General features: G+C 69.0%; 18 protein-coding genes. 5 read left to right on the top strand and 13 right to left on the bottom strand.

The genetic code is table 11. The annotated features are described in order from the left end of the window. Positions 1-49 precede the first annotated feature (49 nt). From KME66_RS23915 to rplU, 6 genes are all read right to left on the bottom strand, one after another. Positions 50-1,288 carry a glycosyltransferase family 2 protein gene (locus KME66_RS23915; RefSeq protein WP_216325768.1) on the bottom strand — a complete coding sequence of 413 codons (1,239 nt, stop codon included), beginning with the start codon at positions 1,286-1,288 and terminating at the stop codon, positions 50-52. A gap of 185 nt (positions 1,289-1,473) precedes the next feature. Next, complete coding sequence (locus tag KME66_RS23910) at positions 1,474-3,585, bottom strand: CDP-glycerol glycerophosphotransferase family protein (RefSeq protein ID WP_253208460.1); 2,112 nt, start codon at positions 3,583-3,585, stop codon at positions 1,474-1,476. 226 nt (positions 3,586-3,811) lie between these two features. Further along, positions 3,812-5,311, bottom strand: a complete 1,500-nt coding sequence (locus tag KME66_RS23905; RefSeq protein WP_073216795.1) for a bifunctional cytidylyltransferase/SDR family oxidoreductase — start codon at positions 5,309-5,311, stop codon at positions 3,812-3,814. 296 nt (positions 5,312-5,607) lie between these two features. Beyond that, positions 5,608-7,044 (bottom strand): GTPase ObgE, encoded by a 1,437-nt coding sequence (obgE, locus tag KME66_RS23900; RefSeq protein WP_216325762.1) that lies wholly within the window; start codon positions 7,042-7,044, stop codon positions 5,608-5,610. A gap of 157 nt (positions 7,045-7,201) precedes the next feature. After that, the gene (gene rpmA / locus KME66_RS23895) at positions 7,202-7,459 is read right to left on the bottom strand and encodes a 50S ribosomal protein L27 (RefSeq protein WP_006124388.1); all 258 of its coding nucleotides are present in this window, start codon (positions 7,457-7,459) and stop codon (positions 7,202-7,204) included. A 14-nt stretch (positions 7,460-7,473) separates the two neighbouring features. Next, positions 7,474-7,794 carry a 50S ribosomal protein L21 gene (gene rplU / locus KME66_RS23890; RefSeq protein ID WP_006124389.1) on the bottom strand — a complete coding sequence of 107 codons (321 nt, stop codon included), beginning with the start codon at positions 7,792-7,794 and terminating at the stop codon, positions 7,474-7,476. Between the two features lie 653 nt (positions 7,795-8,447). Between rplU and KME66_RS23885 the strand changes: the two genes are divergently transcribed. From KME66_RS23885 to KME66_RS23870, 4 genes are all read left to right on the top strand, one after another. Beyond that, positions 8,448-8,951, top strand: coding sequence for a hypothetical protein (locus KME66_RS23885; protein WP_216325760.1), 504 nt, complete (start codon positions 8,448-8,450; stop codon positions 8,949-8,951). A gap of 100 nt (positions 8,952-9,051) precedes the next feature. After that, positions 9,052-10,899: an FG-GAP-like repeat-containing protein gene (locus tag KME66_RS23880; protein ID WP_216325757.1), complete on the top strand. Its 1,848-nt coding sequence runs from the start codon at positions 9,052-9,054 to the stop codon at positions 10,897-10,899. Between the two features lie 79 nt (positions 10,900-10,978). Further along, on the top strand, positions 10,979-11,581 hold the full coding sequence (locus KME66_RS23875) for an acyltransferase (RefSeq protein ID WP_216325754.1): 603 nt from the start codon (positions 10,979-10,981) through the stop codon (positions 11,579-11,581). A 230-nt stretch (positions 11,582-11,811) separates the two neighbouring features. Beyond that, positions 11,812-14,064: a glycosyltransferase family 4 protein gene (locus KME66_RS23870; RefSeq protein WP_216325751.1), complete on the top strand. Its 2,253-nt coding sequence runs from the start codon at positions 11,812-11,814 to the stop codon at positions 14,062-14,064. 94 nt (positions 14,065-14,158) lie between these two features. On the opposite strand, the gene KME66_RS23865 is transcribed toward KME66_RS23870, so the two are convergent. From KME66_RS23865 to KME66_RS23855, 3 genes are read right to left on the bottom strand one after another with little or no spacing between them, the layout of a single operon-like run. After that, positions 14,159-15,538: a glycosyltransferase gene (locus tag KME66_RS23865; protein ID WP_216325748.1), complete on the bottom strand. Its 1,380-nt coding sequence runs from the start codon at positions 15,536-15,538 to the stop codon at positions 14,159-14,161. Then, complete coding sequence (locus KME66_RS23860) at positions 15,535-16,110, bottom strand: hypothetical protein (protein ID WP_216325746.1); 576 nt, start codon at positions 16,108-16,110, stop codon at positions 15,535-15,537. The genes KME66_RS23865 and KME66_RS23860 overlap by 4 nt, the downstream gene beginning before the upstream one ends. A 9-nt stretch (positions 16,111-16,119) precedes the next feature. Continuing rightward, positions 16,120-17,364, bottom strand: coding sequence for a glycosyltransferase family 4 protein (locus tag KME66_RS23855; RefSeq protein WP_253208459.1), 1,245 nt, complete (start codon positions 17,362-17,364; stop codon positions 16,120-16,122). A gap of 156 nt (positions 17,365-17,520) precedes the next feature. Between KME66_RS23855 and wecB the strand changes: the two genes are divergently transcribed. Next, a complete protein-coding gene (wecB, locus tag KME66_RS23850; protein ID WP_216325744.1) occupies positions 17,521-18,609 on the top strand; it encodes a non-hydrolyzing UDP-N-acetylglucosamine 2-epimerase in 1,089 nt (362 codons plus the stop codon). Between the two features lie 69 nt (positions 18,610-18,678). On the opposite strand, the gene KME66_RS23845 is transcribed toward wecB, so the two are convergent. The 4 genes from KME66_RS23845 to KME66_RS23830 are packed head-to-tail and all read right to left on the bottom strand — an operon-like array spanning position 18,679 to position 23,717. Continuing rightward, on the bottom strand, positions 18,679-19,962 hold the full coding sequence (locus KME66_RS23845; RefSeq protein WP_216325741.1) for a nucleotide sugar dehydrogenase: 1,284 nt from the start codon (positions 19,960-19,962) through the stop codon (positions 18,679-18,681). A 4-nt stretch (positions 19,963-19,966) separates the two neighbouring features. After that, on the bottom strand, positions 19,967-21,580 hold the full coding sequence (locus tag KME66_RS23840) for a glycosyltransferase family A protein (protein ID WP_216325738.1): 1,614 nt from the start codon (positions 21,578-21,580) through the stop codon (positions 19,967-19,969). Next, a complete protein-coding gene (locus KME66_RS23835) occupies positions 21,577-22,602 on the bottom strand; it encodes a Gfo/Idh/MocA family protein (protein WP_216325735.1) in 1,026 nt (341 codons plus the stop codon). Before KME66_RS23835 ends, KME66_RS23840 begins: the two co-directional genes overlap by 4 nt. Beyond that, positions 22,599-23,717, bottom strand: coding sequence for a DegT/DnrJ/EryC1/StrS aminotransferase family protein (locus KME66_RS23830; RefSeq protein WP_073216755.1), 1,119 nt, complete (start codon positions 23,715-23,717; stop codon positions 22,599-22,601). Before KME66_RS23830 ends, KME66_RS23835 begins: the two co-directional genes overlap by 4 nt. Positions 23,718-23,851 lie beyond the last annotated feature (134 nt).

Genomic DNA, 23,851 nt, shown 5'->3' with positions numbered 1-23,851 from the left:
TGCCCGGGAGCCCCGGTGTCCGGTCCGCCGGGCCCGCGGGGAGAGCCGGTCAGGCGCGGTGCGCGCGGGGCGCGCGCAGAGCGCTGAGCACCGCCCGGCGGGCCCGGTGGACCAGCCGCCGGGTGAAGGACGAGCGGGACCGGTGCGGCGGCGCCTCGATCCGCCGCCCGCCGACCCATTCCGTGACGGTCACCTCATAGGCACTGTCGGGGAGCACGGAACTCTCGCCGAAGTGCGGGTAGGCGAGGTGCGGGCGGGGCGGGTTTCCCCGGCGGACGACCTCGGGCTCCCTCTTGTCGCGCAGGAAGGCGGCGATGTCCAGGAGCAGGTCGAGCCGGCCCGCGGCCAGGCACATCAGCCGCAGCCGTTCGTTCACCTTGAGGTTGCGGCCGAGTCCGGGCGTCCAGTACGCCTGCATCAAGGGGGCGGCCAGCGCCATCTTCCGCTCCCGGACGCGGGCCTTCTGCTTCACCAGCCCGGGGCCGAACTGCGGCAGCAGGGTGATGACGAAGGGGCGCACCATCAAGGCGTCGCGCCGGGGGCCCGGGGGCACGTACGCGGCGATGAGCCCCATGAGGGCGCGGGCCGAGTCGAAGCGGCGCTCGAAGCCGCCCTTCTTGGTCATCTGGTTGCGGTCCTCGCGGCCCACCAGGTAGTAGCAGGTGTAGTCGGCGACGACGGAGACGCCGCTGCCCCGCAGATACGCCTCCATCGTGAACAGGGCGTCCTCGCCCGTCTTGAGCTTCTCGTCGAAGGACATGCCGAGGCGTACGAGGAGATCGCGCCGGAACAGTTTCTGGGCGCTCAGGGTGAACTTGATGTTGGAGGAGTAGAGGTCGGCGCGCTCGACGGTCTGCTTCCACATCGACTTGGCGGCACCGCGGTTGACCCCGACGATCTTTCCGAGCACCACGTCCGTGCCCGCCCGGTCCCCCATGGCGACCATGCGCTCCAGGGCTTCCTCGCCGAAGTAGTCGTCCGCGTCGAGGAAGAAGACGTACCGGCCGCGGGCGAGGTCGAGACCCCGGTTGCGCGGGCCACTGGGTCCGCCGGAGTTCGACTGCCGGACGACTCTCGTGGGGATGGCGGTCCGGGCGGCGAACTCCTCCAGGAAGGCGCCCGTGCCGTCGGTGGAGCCGTCGTCGACGGCGACGATCTCCATGCGGTCCGCGCCGATGGTCTGCGCCTCGACGGACTCCAGGCACCGGATCAGGTAGGGCATCGCGTCATACGCCCCGATGATCACACTGACATCGGGCTCGTCGTTCTTCCTGGGCATGTCGGCCATGTGCACCTGTCGATTTGATCACGAGAGGAGGCGAATTGCCCGACTATGCACTTTTTGCGCATCAACATGCCGAACGACCCGTACATCCCCCCCTCGGGAGAGACGTACGGGTCGCGTTCGAGGTTGCCCGCTTTTCAGCCAGTTCGATCAGGCGTACGACGCATGGCCGTACGACCGCTCGGCGCTCAGCGCAGGGACGAGGTCCCCTCGGCGAGAGCGGTCTCCGCCTCGCCCTCCGCCGCGTCGGCCTCCGGAGCGTCCGGGTCGGCCGTGGCGTCCGCCTCGACGGCAGCCTCCGGATCGCCGGTTCCGACGCCACTGGTGACGGCCTCCGCGTCCGGGACCGCCACGGCCTGCTCCCCGATCCGCTGCGCGACGGCCAGGTTACGGGCCTCGGCCTTAGACGCCAGCGCCCGTACGGCGGCGTTGAACTGCTCCATGGAGGTCGGCTCGTCCGGCCCCAGCAGGTAGGTCTTCAGCTCCCGACGGGCGTCCGCCAGCGTGTCCGCCGCCGGATCGGCCACCGCGGCCAGCAGCGTGTCGAGCTCCTCGGCGCCGTTGGACAGGATGACCGCCGCACGCACCGCGGTGTTCTGCCGCTTGAACTCCTCGGCTCCCAGCGCGGCCGAATCGGTGACCGCGTACGGCTTGCCACTCGCGATGAAGTCGGAGACCACACTGGAGATGTCCGAAACCATGGCGTCGGACTCGTTGAAGCAGTCGTACAGCTTGGGCTGCGCGCCGGTCACCGTACGGTGCTCCCACCAGCCGAAGGAGCGCCAGTAGGCATCGTTCCACTCGGCCCTCAGCGTCGCGGTCTCCGCCTCGCGGACCGGGTCGCCGAGCGAGAGCCGCGACTCCTCCGCGTCGTCACCGCCCGAGCGGCCGGTGGCCGCGAGCTGCGCGAGCCGCGCCTCGATCCGGCTGAGCTCGGCCCGGGCGGCGCTCTGTCCGGCAGCGGCCGCGGAGGCTTCCCGCGCCCAGCGGGGCTCCGCCGCGCGCTCGGCGGCGGCCTTCTGCAGCATCGCCCGGATCCGCGCGTCGACGGCCTTGGCCTTGGCGCTGCGGATGCCGGTGAAGGGGTGCGGCTTGTAGATGATCCGGACCGGGTCGGCGGCGTTCAGCAGCCGGCGCACGATGTTCTCGCCCGCCAGCAGCAGGGAGGTGTTGCCCGGGTTGTCGTCCCAGCCCTCCCAGGTGGGCGCGTACAGCACGGTCGGGATCGGGTTCTTGGCCGCGCCCGTCCAGCTCTTGATGGGCTCCAGCTGCGGGCGTCCGACCTCGACGATGTCCTCGTCGCGGATCCCCACATCGGCCAGCGCGTAGCGGTCACGGCCGGCCCGGCCCGCCGTCCACACCTCGTCGTACACCTTGGAGTAGGGGTTCACACTGGCGAGCTTGTCGCTGTCGCCGTGGCCGATGAAGACGTGCTTCATGGTCGGGACGCGCAGGATGTGGATGTTCTTGCCCACGTTCGCGGGGTAGAGGCAGACCCGCACCGTGGAGAGGTCCAGGTTCATCAGGTGGGTCCCCGCCGGGACGCAGAGCACCGGGACCGAGGTCTCGGCGAGCTGCGGGACGAGACCGCGCTCCCGCATGATGATCAGCGGGCGGCCCTCGACCCGGCTCATGGTCTCCAGCCACATGTTGCCCTGGTAGGCGGACTCGTTGGAGCCGGAGAAGTAGAGCACCACGGTCGGCTGATAGTCACGCAGCCAGCTGTCGACGGCCTTGAGCACGGCGGGGGCCGGAGGAGCCAGCCGACCGCGGCGCACGTACGGGACGAGCAGCGCGAGGTAGAGCAGGGCCAGCAGCAGCGTCAGGCCGATGCCGACGTAACCGACGACGTCCTCACCGGTCCCGGCGGCGATCAGCACGCCCACCACGGCCGGGATGTCGAGGTGCAGCATCTTCTCCGCGGAGCGCCGCGTCAGCACGCCGGGCGGGGCGTCGGGGATACGGACCGCGTGCAGGTCCACGTTGCGGGTGACGACCGGCATGGTGCGGCGGAGCCGGATCAGGGTCGTCATGGCCCCGTGCGGCGCCTGGAGACCGTAGAAGAGCAGGAAGCAGGCCACCGCGGCGTAGAAGAGCGGCGTCTCGGCGAGATCCAGGCGGGCCAGCAGGAGGATGACCATCAGCTGCCGGAGCAGGAAGCGGATCGACAGCCCGGCCCGCACCTTGCCCAGGCGGTTGATCAGATAGCTCCCCCGCTGGTGGAGATACCAGTCGGCGGCGTACGTGACAGCGGCGGCCGCCGCGAAGAACCAGATGTGAGGCATGAGCGCGGCGAGCATGACGCAGGGATATCCCAGCCCCATCAACAACGCTGCCGCCAGTTCCGACCTGCTGCCCACACGGGCCAGGCGAATGGCTGTCGAGATCACGAGGAACCTGCTCCAGGGGGTGCCGGTTGATTCACGTATTGGCGGAAATGTGAAGGTGCGGCTTCACGCATTCGGGCCTCTGCCGTCGCGTGGAGCGACGGACAGAGGCCCGGAAAAGCACATTTGTCAAGAATTATTACACATCTGCCTGGCGGTCCAGCACGGAGGCGAGGGCCTGCTCGAAGCCCGAGGACTCGGCGGCGCCCGCCGTCGGGTCCTGCTGCCGTACGTCGATGACATGGCCGGTCAGCTCGGAGAGCAGAACGTCGAGCGAGGTGCGCGCGACGGCCTCGGAGGAGAGCAGCGAACCCTCGGGCTCCTGACCGAACGCCTTGGTCCGCATCGGCGTCGCGGTGCGCTCCGGATTGACGCAGTTGACCCGGATGCCCTCGCCCGCCCACTCGTCGGCGAGCGCCTGGGTGAGGTTGACCATGGCGGCCTTGGTGGAGGAGTAGAGGCTGTACTCGGCGCGGCCCCGGGTGTAGCTGCTGGAGGTGTAGAGCAGCAGCTGGCCCTGGGTCTCCGCCAGGTACTTGTACGAGGCGCGGGCGATCTGGACGGGCGCCAGGTAGTTGACGTTCAGCGCTTCCTGGATCGTCGTGTTGTCGGTCTCGGCCAGCTTGCCGATGCGCAGCACGCCCGCGGTGTTGATGACGTAGTCGACACGGCCGGTCTCGCCGTACGCCGTGGAGAGCGCGTCGTCCACGTGCTCCGGGTTCTCCACGTGCGTTCCCGTGGTGGAGCGGCCCAGGGCGTAGACCTTCGCGCCGTAGCTCTCGGCGAGGGCGGCGATGTCGGCGCCGATGCCGTACGAGCCGCCGAAGACCACGAGCGTCTTGCCCGTGAGCAGCTCCCGGTAGGCGGCCTCGTCGGCCTGGCGCGGGGCGGCGGTGGAGGCGAGCTGGAAGAGCTTGTCGGTGATGAAGACGTCGACCGGCTGGGTCACCTTCATGTTGTACTCGTCGCCCGCGACCACGTAGATCGGCACGTCGGGGAGGTACTTGAGGACCACCGAACAGTCGTCGGTCGCCTGGAAGTTGGGGTCCCCCGCCGCGACCTCGTACGCCTTGCGGATCGTGGAGAGCTTGAAGGCCTGCGGCGTCTGGCCGCGGCGCAGCCGGGAGCGGTCGGGCACGTCGGTGATGAACTCGCCGTCCTCGCCGTGCGTTCGCGTCACGATGATCGTGTCCGCGGACGGGATGGCGACGTCGACGGCCTGGTAGCGCTCCAGCGCCTCGACACAGTCCGTGATGACGCGCTGTGACAGCAGGGGACGCACCGCGTCGTGGAAGAGGACGTTGCGGTCCTCGCCCTCGGCGAGACCCTCGCCGAGGGCCGCGATGGCGCGCTCGGTGGTCTCGTTGCGGGTGTTGCCGCCCTCGATGATCCGGGTGACCTTGCTCAGACCGGCCTTCGCGACGATCTTCTCGACGTCGGGGACGAACCCGGGGGCCATCAGCACGATGACGTCGTCGATGCTCTCGGCGTTCTCGAAGATGGTCAGCGTGTGCTCGATGACAGCCTTGCCTGCGATCTTCAGCAGCTGCTTGGGGATCGAGAGGCCGACGCGCTGGCCGGTGCCACCGGCGAGCACGACCGCTGTGGTCCGGGGCTTGGCTTCATGCGGCACAGACACAGACGACCTACCTTGCTATGACAGGGGGAACAGTGTGATGGTCGCACTCTCCGTGACCGTCTCGCAAGGTGGACGTCATCCGTCGCTAGCCCTGCGGATACCCGCAGTTCACCCTCTGGCCAGGGAGGTTGGGCGGTGCGGGAGTGTTGCGCGGGGTGACCGACCCCACAGATGTGTTGCGTAATCGGCACATGAGCAGCACGTTCACCCGGTGTGACCGGGAGAGGCCCCGGGCGCCCGGTGCCGAGGCTACCGGACGGCCCGCCTCCGCAGAGACGGGCCGTGGAGCGCAGCGCTTAGAAGGGGTCGAACTCGTCGTATTCCTTCTGCGCGTCGTCGCGCTCGGCCTCGCGGTCCTTGCGGCGCTGCGCCGCGGGGCGCGGGGCCTCCATGCGGTGGTCCTCGCCGCGGCGGCCGAGCATCTCCGCACCGGCCTGCATGGTCGGCTCCCAGTCGAAGACGACCGCGTTGTCCTCGGGGCCGATCGCGACACCGTCGCCGGGCCGGGCACCTGCCTTGACCAGTTCGCCCTCGACGCCGAGGCGGTTGAGCCGGTCGGCGAGGTAGCCGACGGCCTCGTCGTTGTTGAAGTCGGTCTGGCGCACCCAGCGCTCGGGCTTCTCGCCGCGCACCCGGTAGAGGTCCTCGCCCTCGGCGGTGACCGTGAAGCCCGCGTCGTCGACGGCCTTGGGGCGGATGACGATGCGGGTCGCCTCCTCCTTCGGCTTGGTGGCGCGCGCCTCGGCGATGATCCCGGCGAGCGCGTAGCTCAGCTCGTTGAGGCCCTTGTGGGCGATCGCGGAGACCTCGAAGACGCGGTAGCCGCGGGCTTCCAGGTCGGGGCGGATCATGTCGGCGAGGTCCTGGCCGTCGGGGATGTCGACCTTGTTGAGGGCGACGATGCGGGGCCGGTCCTCCAGCCCGCCGTACTGGCGCAGCTCCTCCTCGATGATGTCGAGGTCGGAGACGGGGTCGCGGTCGGACTCCAGGGTGGCGGTGTCCAGGACGTGCACGAGCACCGAGCAGCGCTCGACGTGCCGCAGGAACTCCAGGCCGAGGCCCTTGCCCTGGCTGGCGCCCGGGATGAGGCCCGGGACGTCGGCGATGGTGTAGACGGTCGAACCGGCGGTGACGACGCCGAGGTTCGGTACGAGGGTGGTGAACGGGTAGTCCGCGATCTTCGGCTTGGCCGCGGAGAGCACCGAGATCAGGGAGGACTTGCCCGCGCTCGGGTAGCCGACGAGGGCCACGTCGGCGACGGTCTTGAGCTCCAGGACGATGTCGCGGCTCTCGCCCGGCTCACCGAGCAGCGCGAAGCCGGGGGCCTTGCGGCGGGCCGAGGCCAGCGCGGCGTTGCCGAGGCCGCCGCGGCCGCCTTGGCCGGCCACGAAGGTGGTGCCCTGGCCGATGAGGTCGGCGAGGACGTTCCCGGCCTTGTCGAGGACGACGGTGCCGTCCGGGACGGGCAGGACCAGGTCCTGGCCGTCCTTGCCGGAACGGTTGTCGCCGGCGCCCGGCTGGCCGTTGGTGGCCTTGCGGTGGGGGTGGTGGTGGTAGTCGAGCAGCGTGGTCACGGACTGCTCGACGACGAGGATCACATCGCCGCCGCGTCCGCCGTTGCCCCCGTCGGGGCCGCCCAGCGGCTTGAACTTCTCACGGTGTACGGAGGCGCAGCCGTGGCCTCCGTTACCCGCGGCGGCATGCAGCTCGACGCGGTCCACGAAGGTGGTCATGGTGGGTGCCTCCAGATGACAGGTGCAGGTACTGCGGAAAAAGCGGAAGGGTCTCTGTCGTAACACGCCGAGGGCGGACCCGCTTCCCCGTGCGCCGGGAAAGCTGAGATCCGCCCTCGGAAGGTGCTGTGTGCCGTTCTGCGCGCGTCGAGAGAACTCAGACGGCGAGCGGAACGATGTTCACGACCTTGCGGCCGCGGTGCGTGCCGAACTCCACCGCACCGGCGGTCAGCGCGAACAGCGTGTCGTCGCCGCCACGGCCGACGCCCGCGCCGGGGTGGAAGTGGGTGCCGCGCTGGCGGACCAGGATCTCACCGGCGTTGACGGCCTGACCGCCGAAGCGCTTCACGCCGAGCCGCTGAGCATTGGAATCGCGCCCGTTCCGAGTGGACGATGCGCCCTTCTTGTGTGCCATGTGTTCTCAGTCCCTTACTTCGCAGCCGTGGGGATACCGGTGACCTTGATCGCCGTGTACTGCTGGCGGTGACCCTGGCGGCGGCGGTAGCCGGTCTTGTTCTTGTAGCGAAGGATGTCGATCTTCGCGCCCTTGTGGTGGTCCACGATCTCGGCCGTGACCTTGATGCCGTCCAGCACCCACGGGTCGCTGGTGACCGAGTCACCGTCGACAACGAGCAGGGTCGAGAGCTCGACCGTGTCGCCAACCTTGGCAGTGGAAATCTTGTCAACCTCAACGATGTCGCCGACAGCAACCTTGTGCTGGCGACCACCGCTGCGCACGATGGCGTACACGCGGATCTCTCTCTCGCTCGGAACGGAACCCCTGATGCCAGCCGCCCGCACGGGCCGGGGCCCGTGTCGATCCGGAAGGATGAGCGGCCTCTCCCGACGGACGGCGCGAACACCGACCGTGACCGGGAGGGATGTGCTCAGGGGTAGGCGCGTTAAGGAAACACACCGAGGGTCAAGGTTACGGGGCGGGGGTGTGGGGGTCAAACCGGGACGGGAAGAGTCCCAGGTGCTGCGCCGACCCTACGGAGTCCGCCCTTCGAGCTCCGGCGTCATACCTCTCGGCGAGGTCATCCCGCCCTGCCCTCAGCACCGCTTGAGGGCAGATCCTTGATGACCGGTGAGCACATGTGGGGTCCATGTAATGTTTCCGCGGAGCCACAGGAAACGCATCGTTTCCCTTCACCACCACCAATATCCGCGGTAGTTGAGGGAAATACGCGTTTCCTATCGATACATCCCCGAAAGGAGGGATGTGCGTTTTGGCTCGCGGCGCGGCTGCTCTTGGGGGGAGGCAGCGCTGGAGGTATCGGATGGGTCGCGTCGTGGCACCGGTCCCCTCGATCAAGACGTTTCCGGGGTCACGACCGTACGAGCGCACCTCCGGATATCCAGCAGGAGAGCACCGCACCTCTCTGTGAACGAAAGGCAGCATCATGATTTCCGCACGACGCGCGGTCGCCACCGGTGTGGCGGCCGCCGCCTGCGTCGCGGGGGCAGTCACCGTGGCCCATGCGCAGGAACCCCGAAGCGGGTCCGCGGCGGCCGTCGCGAACGAGCTTCCCCCGTACGCCGTCGAGGACTTCGCCTACCCCGGCGCGGCCGGGATCGAGGCGGACCTCGGCATCGTCCTCAAGCGCGGCGACGGTCACATCACCCTCGCGGACTGCGCCCCCGGCGGGAGCTTCCTGGAGGTGTACTCGCGTGACAAGGGCCGGATCTGCTTCAACGTCACGGGGGCGACGGGCCGACTCACCCTGGAGATCCCCACGGTCTACGGCATCAAGGGCGCGGCGTCGCACGCGACCGACGTCACGCTGACCGCCGCGAACGACGAGCAGAACGTCTCCGTCGCGAAGAACGAGTGGAAGGGCGTCGGCGAAAGCGCGGACCCGGAGGGCCGGGACCACGTCCTGGTGGAACTCTCCACCTCGTCCTAACACGCTCGACCTGTGCACCGGCCCTCCTCGGAGGCCCGCTGCCGGGTCTGCTTCTCAGCTTCTCAGCCTTCTACGCTCCGATCGGCAAGGAACACATCACATGCACTTGAGACGGCCTCTTCGCTCACGGTTCTTCGTCGGACTCGCCGCGGCCTCGGCAGTCGGCGCCCTCACTCTCTCCTCCCCCGCGACGGCCGTGATCGGTGACGGGGTCACCGACGACACGTACACGTTCGCCGCGCACCTGAGCATCGGTGAAGGGGACGCGAAGCGCGCCTGCACCGGTTCGCTGGTCGACGCCCAGTGGATCCTGACCGCGAGCAGTTGTTTCGCGGCCGCCGGGCAGCCCGCATACCCGATACCCGCCGGCGCCCCGGCGCTGAAGACCACCGCGACCATCGGGCGTACACACCTGACCGGTACCGGTGGCCAGGTCGTCGAGGTCACCGAGCTCGTCCCGCGCTCCGACCGCGACCTGGTGATGGCCAAGCTGGCCCGCCCCGTGACCGACATCGCCCCGGTCCTTCTGGCGGACTCGGCCCCGGTGGACGGCGAGAGCCTGCGGGCCCTGGGCTACGGGCGCACCGCGACGGCCTGGGTTCCCGACCGGCTGCACGCGGGGGCGTTCGCCGTGACCGCGACCGGTGCGACGACGGTGGCCGTCACCCGTGACGGAGGCACGATCTGCAAGGGGGACGCGGGCGGCCCCGCCCTGCGGGAGCAGGACGGCAAGGTCCTGCTCGCCGCCGTCCACAGCGCCTCCTGGCAAGCGGGCTGCTTCGGGTCCGACGCGACTCGGGGCGACGCCGTCGAGACCCGCACCGACGATGTCATCGAATGGGTCACCCAGGTCCGCGGACTGCCGCAGGGCTCCCAGGCAGCCTCCGGCGACTTCAACGGCGACGGCCGCGAGGACATCGCCGCGTTCTACGACAACGGCACCTCCACCACGGGCAAGAACCGGGTGTCGCTCTTCGCCTTCTACGGCACCGCCTCGGGCTTCGGCGAGCCCGAGAAGGTGTGGAGCACGCCGGGCGGCTTCACCTGGAGCAAGAGCCGGCTGACCTCGGGTGACTACACCGGCGACGGCAAGGACGACATAGCGGTCCTGTACGACACCGGGTCGTCCGAAACCGGCAACATCACCTCGCTCTACACCTTCGCCAGCACCGGCGCCGGCTTCCGCGCACCGCAGAAGACCTGGACCACGACCGGCGGGTTCACCTGGAGCAAGAGCAAGGTCACCTCCGGCGACTACAACGGAGACGGCAAGGACGACGTCGCCGTCCTCTACGACACCGGCACGTCCGACACCGGCAACGTGTCCTCCCTCTACACCTTCACCAGCAACGGAACCACCTTCGACAACCCGCGCAAGACCTGGACCACCACCGGCGGGTTCACCTGGAGCAAGAGCAAGGTCACCTCCGGCGACTACAACGGAGACGGCAAGGACGACGTCGCCGTCCTCTACGACACCGGCACGTCCGACACCGGCAACGTGTCCTCCCTCTACACCTTCACCAGCAACGGAACCACCTTCGACAACCCGCGCAAGACCTGGACCACCACCGGCGGGTTCACCTGGAGCAAGAGCAAGGTCACCTCCGGCGACTACAACGGAGACGGCAAGGACGACGTCGCCGTCCTCTACAACCGCGGCACCTCGGAGACCGGTGTGCGCCAGGCCGCCCTCTTCACCTTCACCAGCAACGGCACGGTCTTCGCCGCACCCAAGGAGGTGTGGACCAGCACCGGTTCCTTCACCTGGGAAGCGAGCCAGCCCGTGTCCGGTGACTTCAACAAGGACGGCAAGGACGACATCGGGGTCCTCTACCGCGCCGGGACCACTCCCGACGGCCGCCGGATCGACACCGTGTTCACGTTCTCCAGCACCGGAACCGGCGTCAAGGCACCGGTGAAGCACTGGATGGGCCCCATCATCTGACAGCTCACTCCAGCGAACGGGCCGGTGGGCAGGGCCTTTATGCTTTCCGGGCGCATCAGCTCTCCGAAAGGCATATGCCGTGAACTACAGGGTCCAGCCCACCGCCCAGGTCGACGAGACCGCCGAGATCGGGGACGGCTCCAGCGTCTGGGAGCTGGCGCAGATCCGCGAGGGAGCCAAGCTCGGTGAGGGCTGCGTCGTCGGCCGCGGTGCCTATGTCGGCACGGGTGTGCGCATCGGTGCCAACGTGAAGCTGCAGAACTACGCTCTCGTGTACGAGCCCGCCGAGCTCGGCGACGGCGTCTTCGTCGGCCCCGCCGTCGTCCTCACCAACGATCACAACCCGCGCTCGGTCGACCCGGACGGCAAGCAGAAGCGCGGCGGCGACTGGGAAGCCGTCGGCGTGAAGGTCGCCGAGGGCGCCTCGCTCGGCGCCCGGTCGGTCTGCGTCGCGCCGGTCCGGATCGGTCGGTGGGCGATGGTCGCGGCCGGCGCCGTGGTCACCAAGGACGTCCCGGACTTCGGACTGGTCGTCGGCGTGCCCGCCCGGCAGATCGGCTGGGTCGGCCGCAGCGGGGTCCGGCTGGTCGAGCGGGAGGGCGAGCCGGGGCTGTGGGAGTGCCCGCAGAGCGCTGCGCTGTACGACGAGAAGGACGGCGTGCTCAGGGAGCGCCACGGCTAGGGCGTGTCCGGCGGATCAGGGCCGGACGCGCCCCTGGGCCGATGCGTCCCCTGCATCCGGCGTTTCGGGAAGAAGTGCGCCCACACACCCGCTCATCCTTTGATCAGCCCAGAACATGAGCTTTTCTGACATAAGCGTTCGATAGTCTGATGGGTGCTGCACCGCGAGGATGCGCGCCCTGGCGGAGACGGCCGTTTCGTGGAGCCAGGTGACCGAGTGAAAGGAAGTCGATGAACAGCCACGTGCTCTATCTCGCTCTTGGCAGCTATCGCGTACTTGCTGCACACGAGCACGTGAAGAGGCTGGCCACGTCGGGAAGCCAGGTCGTTCTGGCTGCTCCGGACACGGACGCGTGGTCGGACGTCCTGTCGGACCTCTCCGGCATCGAGGGCGTAGAGATCATCCGCCTGTCGCCTGATGCCCAGGGCTCTGTCCAGCGGTCGGCCAAGCGCCTGACGTCCGGCGCTGCCGCCAGGGTCGACACCATCGTCGCAGGGGACGCGCAGGCGATCCCGGCCGCTTGGCGGCTGGCCAGGCGCAGGCCCGACGTCACCCTGCGGATGGAGCCCTACGACCATGGCGACCGCGTTCCGGAGCCCGCGGACCTCGCAGTGGTCACACCTTGGTACCCCTCGCCCAACAACCCGTACGCCGGCGCCTTCGTGAAGATGGCGACCCGCAGCGTCGCGGACAATTTCGACCGGGTGACAATCCTGCATACCGAGGATTGGTCCGGTCGCGCCGACGCCCCCCTCAACGACGCCATCAAGATCACGACGGACCGTCTGCAGGAGCGCAGGGAACTCGTTCCCGTCCTGGACACACCGGAGGGACGGTTGCTCCGGGTCCCCGTACCGCTGATCCACCGCAAGAACTACGCCCCGTGGCTCGCCGCCCAGGAGCGGGCACTGAAGAACGCCTTGCCCACAGGTCGCATCGAGGCTCCGGTCGTGCACGCGCATGCCGGTATCTACGGCGGCGTGCTGGCCATGCGGCTGGCTCGCGCCGACGCTCGCATCGTCGTCACCGAGCACGCCACTTTCCTGAACAAGGTGTTCTCGCAACCTGCGGCTCGGTCGCTCTACCGCGATGTACTGCAACGAGCCGATGCATTCCTCTGTGTCAGCGCATATCTTCGCGATCAGATCGCGAGAGAATTCCCGGATTTCGCGCACAAGCTGCGCATCGTTCCGAACGTCATCGACTTCGACGCTTTTCCGTCGAGTTCTGAGCGCTCTTCTGATCTGCTCAGCTGGCTGTATGTCGGCCGACTGGTCAAGCACAAGGGTGTGAGTGAGCTCCTGGAGGCCTTCGCCTCGGTCGCGAAGGAGGAGCCCGCCGCGACACTCACCATGGTGGGCAGCGGTTCGCTGGAGGAGACGCTGCGCGCCCGCGGTCTGGAGCTGGGACTGGAAGGCCGCTTTCGCATCGCACCGCCCGTCTCCCCCGACCAGGTCAACGACCTCATGCATCAGCACGACCTTCTGGTGCACGCGAGCAAGATCGAGACGTTCGGCATGACCATCGTTGAGGCGGTAGCCGCGGGCCTGCCGGTCCTGGTCACACGCAGCCGCGGCCCCGAGGAAACCCTTGCCGGGATCGACCGGCAGGCGGGTGCGCTGATGGATGTCGACGACGACCCCCAGGTCATCGTCGACGCGTACTGGCAACTGCGCTCGCGGGTCGGCGAGCTTGACCTTCCCGCCGCACGTGAAAGCCTCCTGCGGCGTTACGGAAGCGCTGCCGTGTCCGAGCAGTTGATGAACGTCTACCTGGACCGGCCGTTGCCACCGACGGTTCCCGAGAGCGCGGAAGCACTGAACGCGGACGACGCGGAAGAGGTCCCGGCGGAGTCCGAAGTGCCGGCCGAATCCCTGGCCGAGGCACCCGTCGGCCGACCCACGCCCGGGGAGCCGGTCGGCCGGGCGGTGCTCCTCGCCCTGGCGCCGCCCAAGGCGCGCCGCGTGGCCGCGTACGCCAACCATCTCGTGGAACGCGGCGTGCACGTGACCGTGGTGACCGCCAAGACGTCCGTGTGGAGCCGGACCCGCATGGATTCCCGGGTTCATTTGGTGAGTATCGAAAAGTCCGAGAAGAAGCTGCGCGTGCCCCGCGGAGAACGCTTCCTGGTCTACCGCGCCCCGCGTGCAGTTCTACGCAAGGCGCGGGCCGCCGCCAAGAAGCGACGGACCACCGTCACACCGGAAATCATGGTGGCCGCTGTGCAACGCACACACACCAAAGCCGCCGACGCTTTCCATAAAAAGATCTTCAACCGCGGGTACGCGGAAATTCGGCCACAGATTCTCTCCCGTATCGCCAAGCGGGACGTCCTGCCGGAGCTTCGACTGGACCTGACCGACCATGTTTTCGTCTGCGACGTCAACAGCACGGTCACTGGCTGGAAGTGGGCGAAGGCCCACCCGAATCTGACGGTGACGACGAATCTCGATCGCGAGCTCTACGCCCCGGTCGAGGGCTGAGTCCACCGGAAACACAAGAAGGTGTGGGCCCCGACCGGATTACGGTCGGGGCCCACACCTTTCGACTTCTGTGGAAGGAGATCCGGCCCGCCCCTCAGGGCTTCGCGACTATCTCCCGCAGACGCTCCTCGAACGGTACGAGAACGGCTTCGCGGGTGTAGGTGTCCGCGTGCCGGCGAGCTGTTTCGCGCTGCTCCGGGTCGAGGTCGCGAGCCGCCTTGCCCGCGGCGATCATGGTCGCCGCCAGGGCCTCGGGGTCAAGGCTGTTCGCGTTGAACCAGAGCGGGTACCCGTCGAGCACGTCCTGGGCGGCGATGCCCGGAGCGTGTACCGAGACGATGGGGTGGCCGAACGCCATGTACTCGAAGATCTTTCCCGAAGTGACGTACTTTCCGCCCCCGGCGAGGAAGACAAGCACATCCGCGTTCTCGTACACCGCCCCCACTTCGGTCTTGGACACCGGACCGCAGTAGCGCAGACCGGTGTCCTCGTCCCCTCGCTCCTCTGCGGCGTCGTCGAGCCCCAGACGCTTCAGGAGTGACTGCGGGCTGTTCTTGAAGAATCCCAGGTGGCCGTGGATCTGCAACTCTGCACCGGCCAGTTCCGGATGCCGCCGCGCGATCCGGAATGCCTCGGCCATCTCCTCGACCGGTTGCTTCGCGGTGAGCGTGCCGAGGTAGGAGAACGTGAGGGGCTTCTCCGGGTCGTCCGGGCCGGCGGTTTCGGACGGGGTTCCGGCGCGGGTGCCCGATCCCTCCGGGATCACATCTGCGTCCCAGCCGTTCGGGACCACCATCATCCGGTCCGCCACCTCCGGGTAGCGCTCCGCATGCCATCCCCGTAGCGCCTCATTGACGAAGACCGATGCGGACGCGCGCTCCAGAGCCTTCTTCTCCCAGCTCCAGGCAATGTCGCCCTCAGGGAAGGCAGGCTCGTCGTTGAACAGGTCCAGCGTCCACGAATCCCGGTAGTCCATGACATACGGAACGCCCGTGAGCCGGTTGAACAGCCACGCAGCACCGAAGGAGGCGAAGGGGTTCCCGGTGGCGACGACGACATCGAACCGCTTCCGCGCATGCATCTTCAGAGCACGGGCGACAGACGCCCAGGCCCACGACGCGTAACGCTCGGGAAAGACCTTCTCCTGGCCGAACTCGTGAAGCCGGTCCGCCATGAGGGGGAAACTTCTGCGCAGTCGGCTGTAGCTTCGCAGATCCTGCTGCCAGGAATACTGGTTCAGAGCCGGGCGCTCGACCCGGATGCTCGGGTCGACGGTTTCCGACAACTCCTCGTCGACGGATCCGATGACGTCGTAGAGAAAGTCGAGCGGAGCGGCACAGACCGTGACGTCCCAGTCCTTGGCCGCAAGGAAATTGGCTGTCGCGCGCGCCCTGTACACGCCACTCGCCCGGGAGGGCGGGAAGTAGAAGGCCAGATACAGCACCCGGGGGCGGCGGTCGCTACGGTTCTTCATCGTTGTCCCTGTGTGGTGGCGGTCCGTGCCTGCTGGGTGTCGGACGGTACGTCGTAGTCCAAGCCGTAGCAGACCCTCGGCGTGATGCCGTCGGCTGCCCATGCGTCCAGCAAGCGCACGGCGCGAGGGACGGACAGGGCATCGCTGACGACCAGAAGATCCAGTCCGCCGCGGGCCACGAAGGGGGCGAGAACCATGCGCGCCTGGGCATCGGGCCACAGGCGGCGGTGCGCCGGTACGAAAACCTTACGGTGCAGCTTCGCCGCGAGCCGTCGCTCGTAGGCCTTCAGCCCGCGTCGGATGCGACCGCGCAGAGGCCCCCTGCCCACAGCACGGGCCGTCGCCCTCGGTACGCGGTAGAGCAGCGCATGCTCCATCCGCCTCGGCAGATGCCGGGCTTCCAGCTCCTTCAGAGTCGTCACGACGACTCCCTGTGCGAACTCCGCGTTGAGCCACGACTTCTTCTTGTCCACCACGACAATGACCTGAGCACCGCCGGCACGGAGATCAGCCGACTCGTCGAGCACAGCCCGCTTGCGCGAGGCGCCCAGAGCCAGGAAAAGAACCTGCATGTCACTCCATCAATCGTGGGCTTCGGCCTGTTCGAGACCTTCGCCGGAGTTCTCGGTCGCGGCAGGGAACCAGAGCCGGTAGTGAGCCTCGGCGACGGCCTCGTACCCATAGCGATCGGCCAGCACCTGCTGAGCCCGTGGCAGATCGAGTCCTTGGCGGAAACGGTCACGGAGGCGCTGATAGCCGTCGGTGATGGACTCGGCGTTCTCCTCGACATCGATCAATTCGCCGGCCGCGTCCTCGATGCCCGCGAGCGTTTCCTCGGGACCGCCACAGCGGGTGACCAGGACCGGCATTCCCGCGGCGACGGCCTCGACGACGGTCATGCCGAACGTCTCGTAGCGACTGGGATGGACGAGAAGATCGTGCTCGCGCATCATCTGCAATGCGGTCGTGGGAGGGACGGCACCGACGAAGTGCACGCATTCGTCCAGACCCAGCTCTCGCACGCGCTCGGCCAGTTGGGCCCGCAGCTCGCCCTCACCGGCCAGAGTGAGTGTCAGCTCGGAGTCTTTCGCGTGACACTGCGCGAAGGCCTCGACGAGCCAGGCGACGCCCTTGCGCGGGATCAGTCCACCGAGGAAAAGCCACCGGCGGAGGTCGGTGACGGGCTGCTCGCGCTGCGCGCCGAAGGAGATCGGGTTGGGGATCTGCTGGATCTTGTCCCGGTGGTGCGGGAACTCCGTGGCAAGCACGTTCTTGATCGGGTCCCCGACGGCGAAGAAGCCGTCGACGCGGTGCAGGAGCTCGTCGTAGAGCTCCCGCGCCTCCGGCTCGGCCAGGATCCGGTCCAGGTAGGTGGCGTGCTCCGTCACGAAGACGCGGGCGTCGGGCCGGGCGTTCTGCAGGGCAGCCCAGCCTCCGGGCAGACCGACGTGGGCGTGCACGACCGGCGCGTCGATGGGGCGACCTCCGAGAGCGGCCCGCAACTGACGCTCGTGGTTCCGGGCGAGCGGTCCGAACTCCTGGGCCCGTGGCGTGGTCACGGCGAGGTGGACCAACTGTGCGCCGCCGACGGTCGGGACAGGGCGGACCGCCAGGGGGGCGAGCCTGCGGTTGGCCGCTTCGACCGCCTCCGCGGTCCGCTCGTTCATCCGCGAGACCCAGGTGTCACAGTGATACACGACCGCACTGTCGCAACCGGGGGCCGTCGCATCGACCATGGCCTGAACGAAAGCGCCGCGGAATGGCAACTCTCGTGAGGGGTACCAGGGCGTCACAATAGCCGCGTCACGGGACGCTGCTTCTTTCATGTATCAGTTCCTCCCCGGCCATCCTTCAAGGGCGCACTTTATCATCGGAGTGATTCGCGCTCAGTAGTCGCTCCTCACCGGAGGGACTCGCGGCGCAGACCTACCGTGCCCGCAGCCTGCCGGGTATCCCTCTCATTCAAGGAGCACGACAAAGCCGTGAAGGTTCTCAGCGTCGTCGGGGCTCGTCCCCAATTGGTCAAGCTCGCACCGATCGCTGCCGCATTCGCAGAAACGAACCACGAGCATGTGATCGTTCACACAGGGCAGCACTACGACGCGGATCTGTCCGACGTCTTCTTCTCCGGTCTCGGTATTCCCGACCCCGATGTTCACCTCGGTATCGGGTCCGGGAGCCACGGCGCCCAGACGGGCGGGGTCCTCACAGCCATGGACCCGGTTCTGGAAGCCGAGCGCCCCGACTGGGTGCTGGTGTACGGCGACACCAACTCGACACTTGCCGGGGCCCTGTCGGCCGTCAAGATGCACCTCCCGGTCGCACATCTGGAGTCCGGGCTGCGCTCGTTCAACCGGCGGATGCCCGAGGAACACAACCGCATCCTGACCGACCATGCGGCGGACCTGCTGCTCGCTCCCACCGAGGAGGCCATGCGGCATCTGGCGGCAGAGGGCCTGGCGGGCCGGTCTGTGCTGTCGGGTGACGTCATGGTGGATGTCTGCCTTCGCATCAGGGACGCCGTACTGTCCGGGGAGCACGTCGCTCCGACCCTCCCGGACGGTATCGACCCGAACGCCCCCTACCTGCTCGCGACGCTGCACCGCCCCGACAACACGGACTCCGCCGAGCGGCTGGCCGCCATCCTGGACTCCCTCGCAGCGCTTCCCGTACCGGTGGCGCTGCTGGCGCACCCCCGGCTGGTGGCACGGGCGGAGCAGCACGGCATCAGCTTGAACAAGGGATCTCTCCACGCCGGACGTCCCCTCCCCTATGCAGGTCTGGTTGCCGCCGTGATGGGATCGGCCGGCGTCGTGACGGACTCGGGCGGCCTGCAGAAGGAGGCATTCCTGCTCGACCGTGTCTGCACCACGATCCGTCCGGAGACGGAGTGGGTCGAGACCTTGGTGGGCGGTTGGAACCAGTTGCTCCCGGACCCGCACACCCTGTCGGCGGCCGACTGGGCCCGCACGGCGACCAGGCCCGCGCCCGGTGGCGACCGAGGCGTCCCCTACGGCGACGGGAAGGCAGCCGTACGGGTCGTCGAACTGCTGGAGCAGCACCAGCGCTGACAGCCACTCCCGCGGGTCCCGCCGCCTCGCGGCAGGGCCCGCGGGAGAGCGCCGCCACGTGCGCCGGGCTCAGCCGCCGATGACCACGCGGCGCACGCCCGCCCAGTTGGCCGGGTCCGTCGTGCGGCGGCCGTCGACCAGGACGCGGACGTCCGGGAGGTCGGCCGCGGACAGTTCGCGGTACTCGGCGTGGTCGGCCTGGAGGATCGCGGCGGTCACCGCCTGGCCCTCGTGCGGGACGAGGCCCAGCGCGGTCAGCTCGTCCGGGGTGTACATCGGGTCCGAGACGAACGGCACCGCGCCCCGGGCCTTCAGCGCCTCGACGACGCCGAAGACACCGGAGAACGCGGTCTCCTTGACGCCACCGCGGTAGGCCGCGCCCAGTACCGCGACCCCGACGCCGTCCAGGTCGCCGTAGGCGGCGGCCAGCAGGTCGACGGCGTAGGCGGGCATCGCGGCGTTGGCCTCGCGGGCGGAGCGCACGACGGTCGCCTCCGGGTCGTTCCACAGGTACATCCGCGGGTAGATCGGGATGCAGTGACCGCCCACGGCGATGCCGGGCTGGTGGATGTGGCTGTAGGGCTGGCTGTTGCAGGCCTCGATGACCTTCTTGACGTCGATGCCGTTCTGGTCGGCGAACCGGGCGAACTGGTTGGCCAGGCCGATGTTGACGTCGCGGTAGGTGGTCTCGGCGAGCTTCGCCAGCTCGGACGCCTCCGCCGTACCGAGGTCCCACACGCCGTTCGCACGGGGCAGGTCCGCGCGCTCGTCGAAGTCGAGCACGGCCTCGTAGAAGGCGACGCCCGCGGCGGAGGACGCCTCGTCGATGCCGCCGACGAGCTTGGGGTAGCGGCGCAGGTCGGCGAAGACCCGGCCGGTGAGCACCCGCTCCGGGGAGAAGACCAGGTGGAAGTCCTCGCCGGGGGTGAGGCCGGAGCCCTCGGCCAGCATCGGCGCCCAGCGGGTACGGGTGGTGCCCACCGGGAGCGTGGTCTCGTAGCTGACGAGGGTGCCGGGCTTGAGGCCGGCCGCGATGGCCTTGGTGGCGGCGTCCATCCAGCCGAAGTCCGGGGTGCCCTCGGCGTCCACGAAGAGCGGGACGACGACCACGACGGCGTCGGACGCGGCGACCGCGGCCGTGGTGTCCGTCGTCGCGGAGAGCAGGCCGGCGCCGACCGTCTCCTTCAGCTTGACGTCCAGGTCGTGCTCGCCGGGGAACGGCTCGGTGGCCGCGTTGACCAGCTCGACGACCTTCTCGTTGACGTCCGCCCCGATGACCTTGTGGCCCTTGGCGGCGAACTGCACGGCGAGCGGAAGCCCGATCTTGCCGAGCGCGACTACACAGATGTTCATCGGGTTACTTCCTCTTCGACCTGGACAGCGTGCGGCGCAGCCGCGCGCCCACGCCGGACTTCGGTTCCCACAGGGGGGCCGTCGTGATCACGAGACGGCCCTTGGTGTTGGTGGTCGCCGCCACACGGTGGGGATCGGCGCTCCCCCAGCGGCGTGCCAGCGGCATCGGCCGCCCTTCGGTGCGCAGGGGGATCTCGTACGTCGAGCCGGCGACGTCCACGTAGAGGCGGACGCCCCTCTTGGACCGGGTGGCGGCCAGCGGGATGCGGGCGGTGAGCAGGGTGCCGCCGTCCTCCGCGGTACCGGCGGTGAACGTGCCGTCCCGCCTCGGGCGCGCGGCGTCCTTCGGGAGCTTGCGCGCGGCGGCCTTGTCGGCGCTCTGGGGCATGGCGCCCTGGGCCAGGGCGACGAAGGCCGAGGAGGTGTCCCCCGTGACGCCGGTCCGCAGGGTCACGACGCAGGCCAGTTCCGTCCCGTGCTGGTCCCAGTCGGCCGACTCCAGGCGGGTGCCGGCGGACAGGCGGCCCGCCACCGTCTCGCGGAGCACCTCGTACCAGCGGTCGTCGAGCCCGACGGCCGGGTCCCTGAAGCCGGGGTAGGCGGCGAAGGCGCGGCCGTCCTCCAGCAGGAAGGGCGGTGCTCCGTGCTCGGTCTCCTCGGCGATGGCCCGGGTCAGCTCCTCGACGGCTCCGCTGCGGGCCAGGCCGAAACGCACCCGGCGCTTGACTCCGGTGCCGTCCCGCAGGCCGTCGGTGAAGTAGGCGTCCACCAGCGCGCCGACGCCCTCGCACACCTGGCGGCGGGTACCGGCGTCGAGCGCGGCGAAGTCCTTCTGCAGAAGCTTGGTCAGCTCCCAGTCGAAGTGACGCTTGAACACGGTGTCGCGCCGGGGACCTGCGGGGATCAGCGCGGCCGTGTGCTCCATGATCCGCTGGACGCAGCGGAGCCGGGCGAGGTGGTCCGCCCGGTAGGTGATGTTGCTGGCGTCGCCGCGCTTGACCGCGTAATAGCAGGTGTAGTCGGAGACGACGGAGATCTTCCGGGCCCGGACGCACGCCTCGATGGTGAAGGGCTGGTCACTGCCGACCGGCATGTCCTCGGGAAAGCGAAGTCCGTGCTTCTCGACCAGTTCACGGCGGAAGAGCTTGGTGTTGGCCAGGGTGAAGGGGAGCTCGGAATCGTCGAGGGTGACGTCGCGGTTGCCCGTGTACAGCTTCTGGTGGACGTAGCGCCCGTTGGTTCCGACCATCTTGCCGACGACCACGTCGGACTCGTTGGCGTCGGCGCAGGCGACCATCCGCTCCAGCGCCTCTTCGCCGAGATGGTCGTCGGACCCGATGAAGTAGACGAAGCGGCCGGTCGCCAGCTCCAGGGCCCGGTTGCTGGGGGCGGCCGGGCCGCCCGAGTTCGGCTGGTGGACGACGGTGAAGACGTCCGGGTAGAGCTGCGCGAAGCGGTCCAGCTCCTTGCCGCTGTCGTCGGTCGAACCGTCGTCCACCGCCACGACCTGGAGCCGCTCACGACCGATGCTCTGGCCCACCAGTGAGTTCAGGCACTCGGTGAGGTACGGCATCGTGTTGTAGACGGCTACGACCACCGTGACATCGGGTGTGCTCACCGAGCGGACCCCTGATTCCGTACCTGGTCCCCCGCGATCATGACCGTGGCACCGCTGGTGGCGGATTCGAGCAGGGAGGCGGCCACCTCGACGGTCCCCAGCCCCTGCCGCAGCGTGCAGATGTCGGCGGGCTTGCCCTGGACGGCGTCGCGGAACAGTTCGTGCTCGACGAGCAACGGCTCGCGCTTGGGGATGGCGTAGCGGATCATGTCGCCCTCGGCGACCCCGCGGAACGCTCGCAGCGCCTCCCACTCGGTGGCGACGGCGGCGTTGGAGTGGAACGTGAGGTCGGCGGTGAGGGTGTCGGCGATGAAGCAGCCGCGCTCGCCGGTGACCGAGGTGAATCGTTCCTTGAGCGGGCTCAGCCAGTTGACCAGGTGGTTGACCATCGTGCCGTCGGACAGCTGGCCCACCGCGGAGACCATGTCCTCGTGCGGGCGGCCCGACTTGGAGACGGTGTGCGCCGCGATCGAGGTGTACGCCTGGCCGGTGACCCAGCCCGTCAGGTCGATGTCGTGGGTGGCCAGGTCCTTGACCACGCCGACGTCGGCGATCCGGTGCGGGAAGGGGCCCTGGCGGCGGGTGACGACCTGGTAGACGTCGCCCAGCTCGCCGGCCTCCAGGCGGGCGCGGAGCGAGAGCAGGGCGGGGTTGCAGCGTTCGATGTGGCCGACGCCGGCGACCAGGCCGCGCCCCTCGAAGGCGTCGACGAGGCGGCGGGCGCCCTCGACGGTGTCGGCGAGCGGCTTCTCGATGAGGGCGCCGACGCCGGCGTCGGCGAGCTGGAGGCCGACCTCCTCGTGCAGCGCGGTCGGGCAGGCCACGACGGCGTAGTCGATGCCGAGCGCGATGAGCTCTTCGACGGTGGACAGGACGGGAGCGCCCTGGGCCCAGCCGTTCTTGTCGCCCATGGGGTCCACGACGCCGACCAGTTCGACGCCCTCCAGGCTCGCGAGGATGCGGGCGTGGTGGCGGCCCATGGAGCCGAGGCCGACGAGCCCGGCCTTGAGTGCGGCGGTCACAGGTTCTCCCCGAGGGCGTTCACGGCGGTGACGATGCGTTCCAGGTCGCCCTGGGTGAGCGAGGGGTGGACGGGCAGCGAGACGACCTCGGCCGCGGCCTTCTCGGTCTCGGGCAGGTCCCAGGTGCGGCCCGCCTTCTGGTCCGGCTCCCAGTAGGGCTTCAGGCGGTGGATCGGCGTCGGGTAGTAGACCGCGTTGCCGATGCCGGCCTCGGTGAGCTTCGCCATCGCGGCGTCCCGGTCACCCCGGATGCGCACGGTGTACTGGTGGTAGATGTGCCGCGCGCCCTCGGCGACCGGTGGCGTGGTGACGGCCGGGGCGCTGATGTGCGCGTCGAGGTAGGCGGCGTTGGCGCGGCGCTGCTCGGTCCATCCCTCCAGCTTGCCGAGCTGTACGCGGCCGACGGCGGCGGACACGTCGGTCATCCGCATGTTGGCGCCGACGATCTCGTTGGCGTAGCGCTGCTCCATGCCCTGGTTGCGCAGCAGGCGCAGGGTGCGGGCCAGTTCGGCGTCGGCCGTGGAGACCATGCCGCCTTCGAGGGAGTGCATGTTCTTGGTCGGGTAGAAGCTGAAGGTGCCGCCCGAGCCGAAGGCGCCGACCGGGGTGCCGTTCAGCGCCGCCGCGTGGGCCTGGCAGGCGTCCTCGACCACGGCGAGCCCGTGCTTGTGGGCAATGGGCATGAGCCTGTCCATCGCGGCGGGGTGACCGTAGAGGTGCACCGGCATGATCGCCGCGGTGCGCGGGGTGATCGCGGCTTCGACGGCGGCCGGGTCGAGGCCGAAGCTGCCGGGCTCGATGTCGGCGAACACCGCGTCGGCGCCGACCAGCCGGACCGCGTTGGCGGAGGCCGCGAAGGAGAAGGAGGGGACGATCACCTCGTCGCCGGGGCCGATGCCCAGGGCCAGCAGCAGCAGGTGAAGCGCCGAGGTGCCCGAGTTGACGGCGACGCAGTGCCGGCCGTCGACCAGTCGCGAGAAGCCTTCCTCGAAGGCGGCGACCTCCGGGCCCTGCACGACGCGACCGCTACGCAGTACGCGTACCGCCGCCTCGATCTCGTCTTCCCCGATGACCGGACGAGCAGCGGGAATCGGCTGCTCGTTGATGCTCGTCATGGACGTCCTCCTTGAACACCGCAAGAGCTCTTTACCAGGCAGAGCTCTGAGGTGCGGGACGCCTCACGAGGTCGCGCGTAACCCCACCGGCACCATGCCGAAGCCCTGCCGAGGAAGTCGGCCCGGTCGACAGT

The sequence above is a fragment of the Streptomyces sp. YPW6 genome (assembly GCF_018866325.1).
In the GTDB taxonomy this organism is placed as follows: domain Bacteria; phylum Actinomycetota; class Actinomycetes; order Streptomycetales; family Streptomycetaceae; genus Streptomyces.
This window is presented reverse-complemented; position numbering and strand designations above follow the sequence as displayed.

Bases quoted from the DNA above. Each gene is read 5' to 3' on its own strand.
- KME66_RS23915 (WP_216325768.1), bottom strand. From the start codon at position 1,288: ATGGCCGACATGCCCAGGAAGAACGACGAGCCCGATGTCAGTGTGATC.
- KME66_RS23830 (WP_073216755.1), bottom strand. From the start codon at position 23,717: ATGACGAGCATCAACGAGCAGCCGATTCCCGCTGCTCGTCCGGTCATC.
- obgE (WP_216325762.1), bottom strand. From the start codon at position 7,044: ATGACCACCTTCGTGGACCGCGTCGAGCTGCATGCCGCCGCGGGTAAC.
- KME66_RS23860 (WP_216325746.1), bottom strand. From the start codon at position 16,110: ATGCAGGTTCTTTTCCTGGCTCTGGGCGCCTCGCGCAAGCGGGCTGTG.
- KME66_RS23885 (WP_216325760.1), top strand. From the start codon at position 8,448: ATGATTTCCGCACGACGCGCGGTCGCCACCGGTGTGGCGGCCGCCGCC.
- KME66_RS23865 (WP_216325748.1), bottom strand. From the start codon at position 15,538: ATGAAGAACCGTAGCGACCGCCGCCCCCGGGTGCTGTATCTGGCCTTC.
- KME66_RS23870 (WP_216325751.1), top strand. From the start codon at position 11,812: ATGAACAGCCACGTGCTCTATCTCGCTCTTGGCAGCTATCGCGTACTT.
- KME66_RS23855 (WP_253208459.1), bottom strand. From the start codon at position 17,364: ATGAAAGAAGCAGCGTCCCGTGACGCGGCTATTGTGACGCCCTGGTAC.
- KME66_RS23845 (WP_216325741.1), bottom strand. From the start codon at position 19,962: ATGAACATCTGTGTAGTCGCGCTCGGCAAGATCGGGCTTCCGCTCGCC.
- KME66_RS23910 (WP_253208460.1), bottom strand. From the start codon at position 3,585: ATGCTCGCCGCGCTCATGCCTCACATCTGGTTCTTCGCGGCGGCCGCC.
- rpmA (WP_006124388.1), bottom strand. From the start codon at position 7,459: ATGGCACACAAGAAGGGCGCATCGTCCACTCGGAACGGGCGCGATTCC.
- KME66_RS23880 (WP_216325757.1), top strand. From the start codon at position 9,052: ATGCACTTGAGACGGCCTCTTCGCTCACGGTTCTTCGTCGGACTCGCC.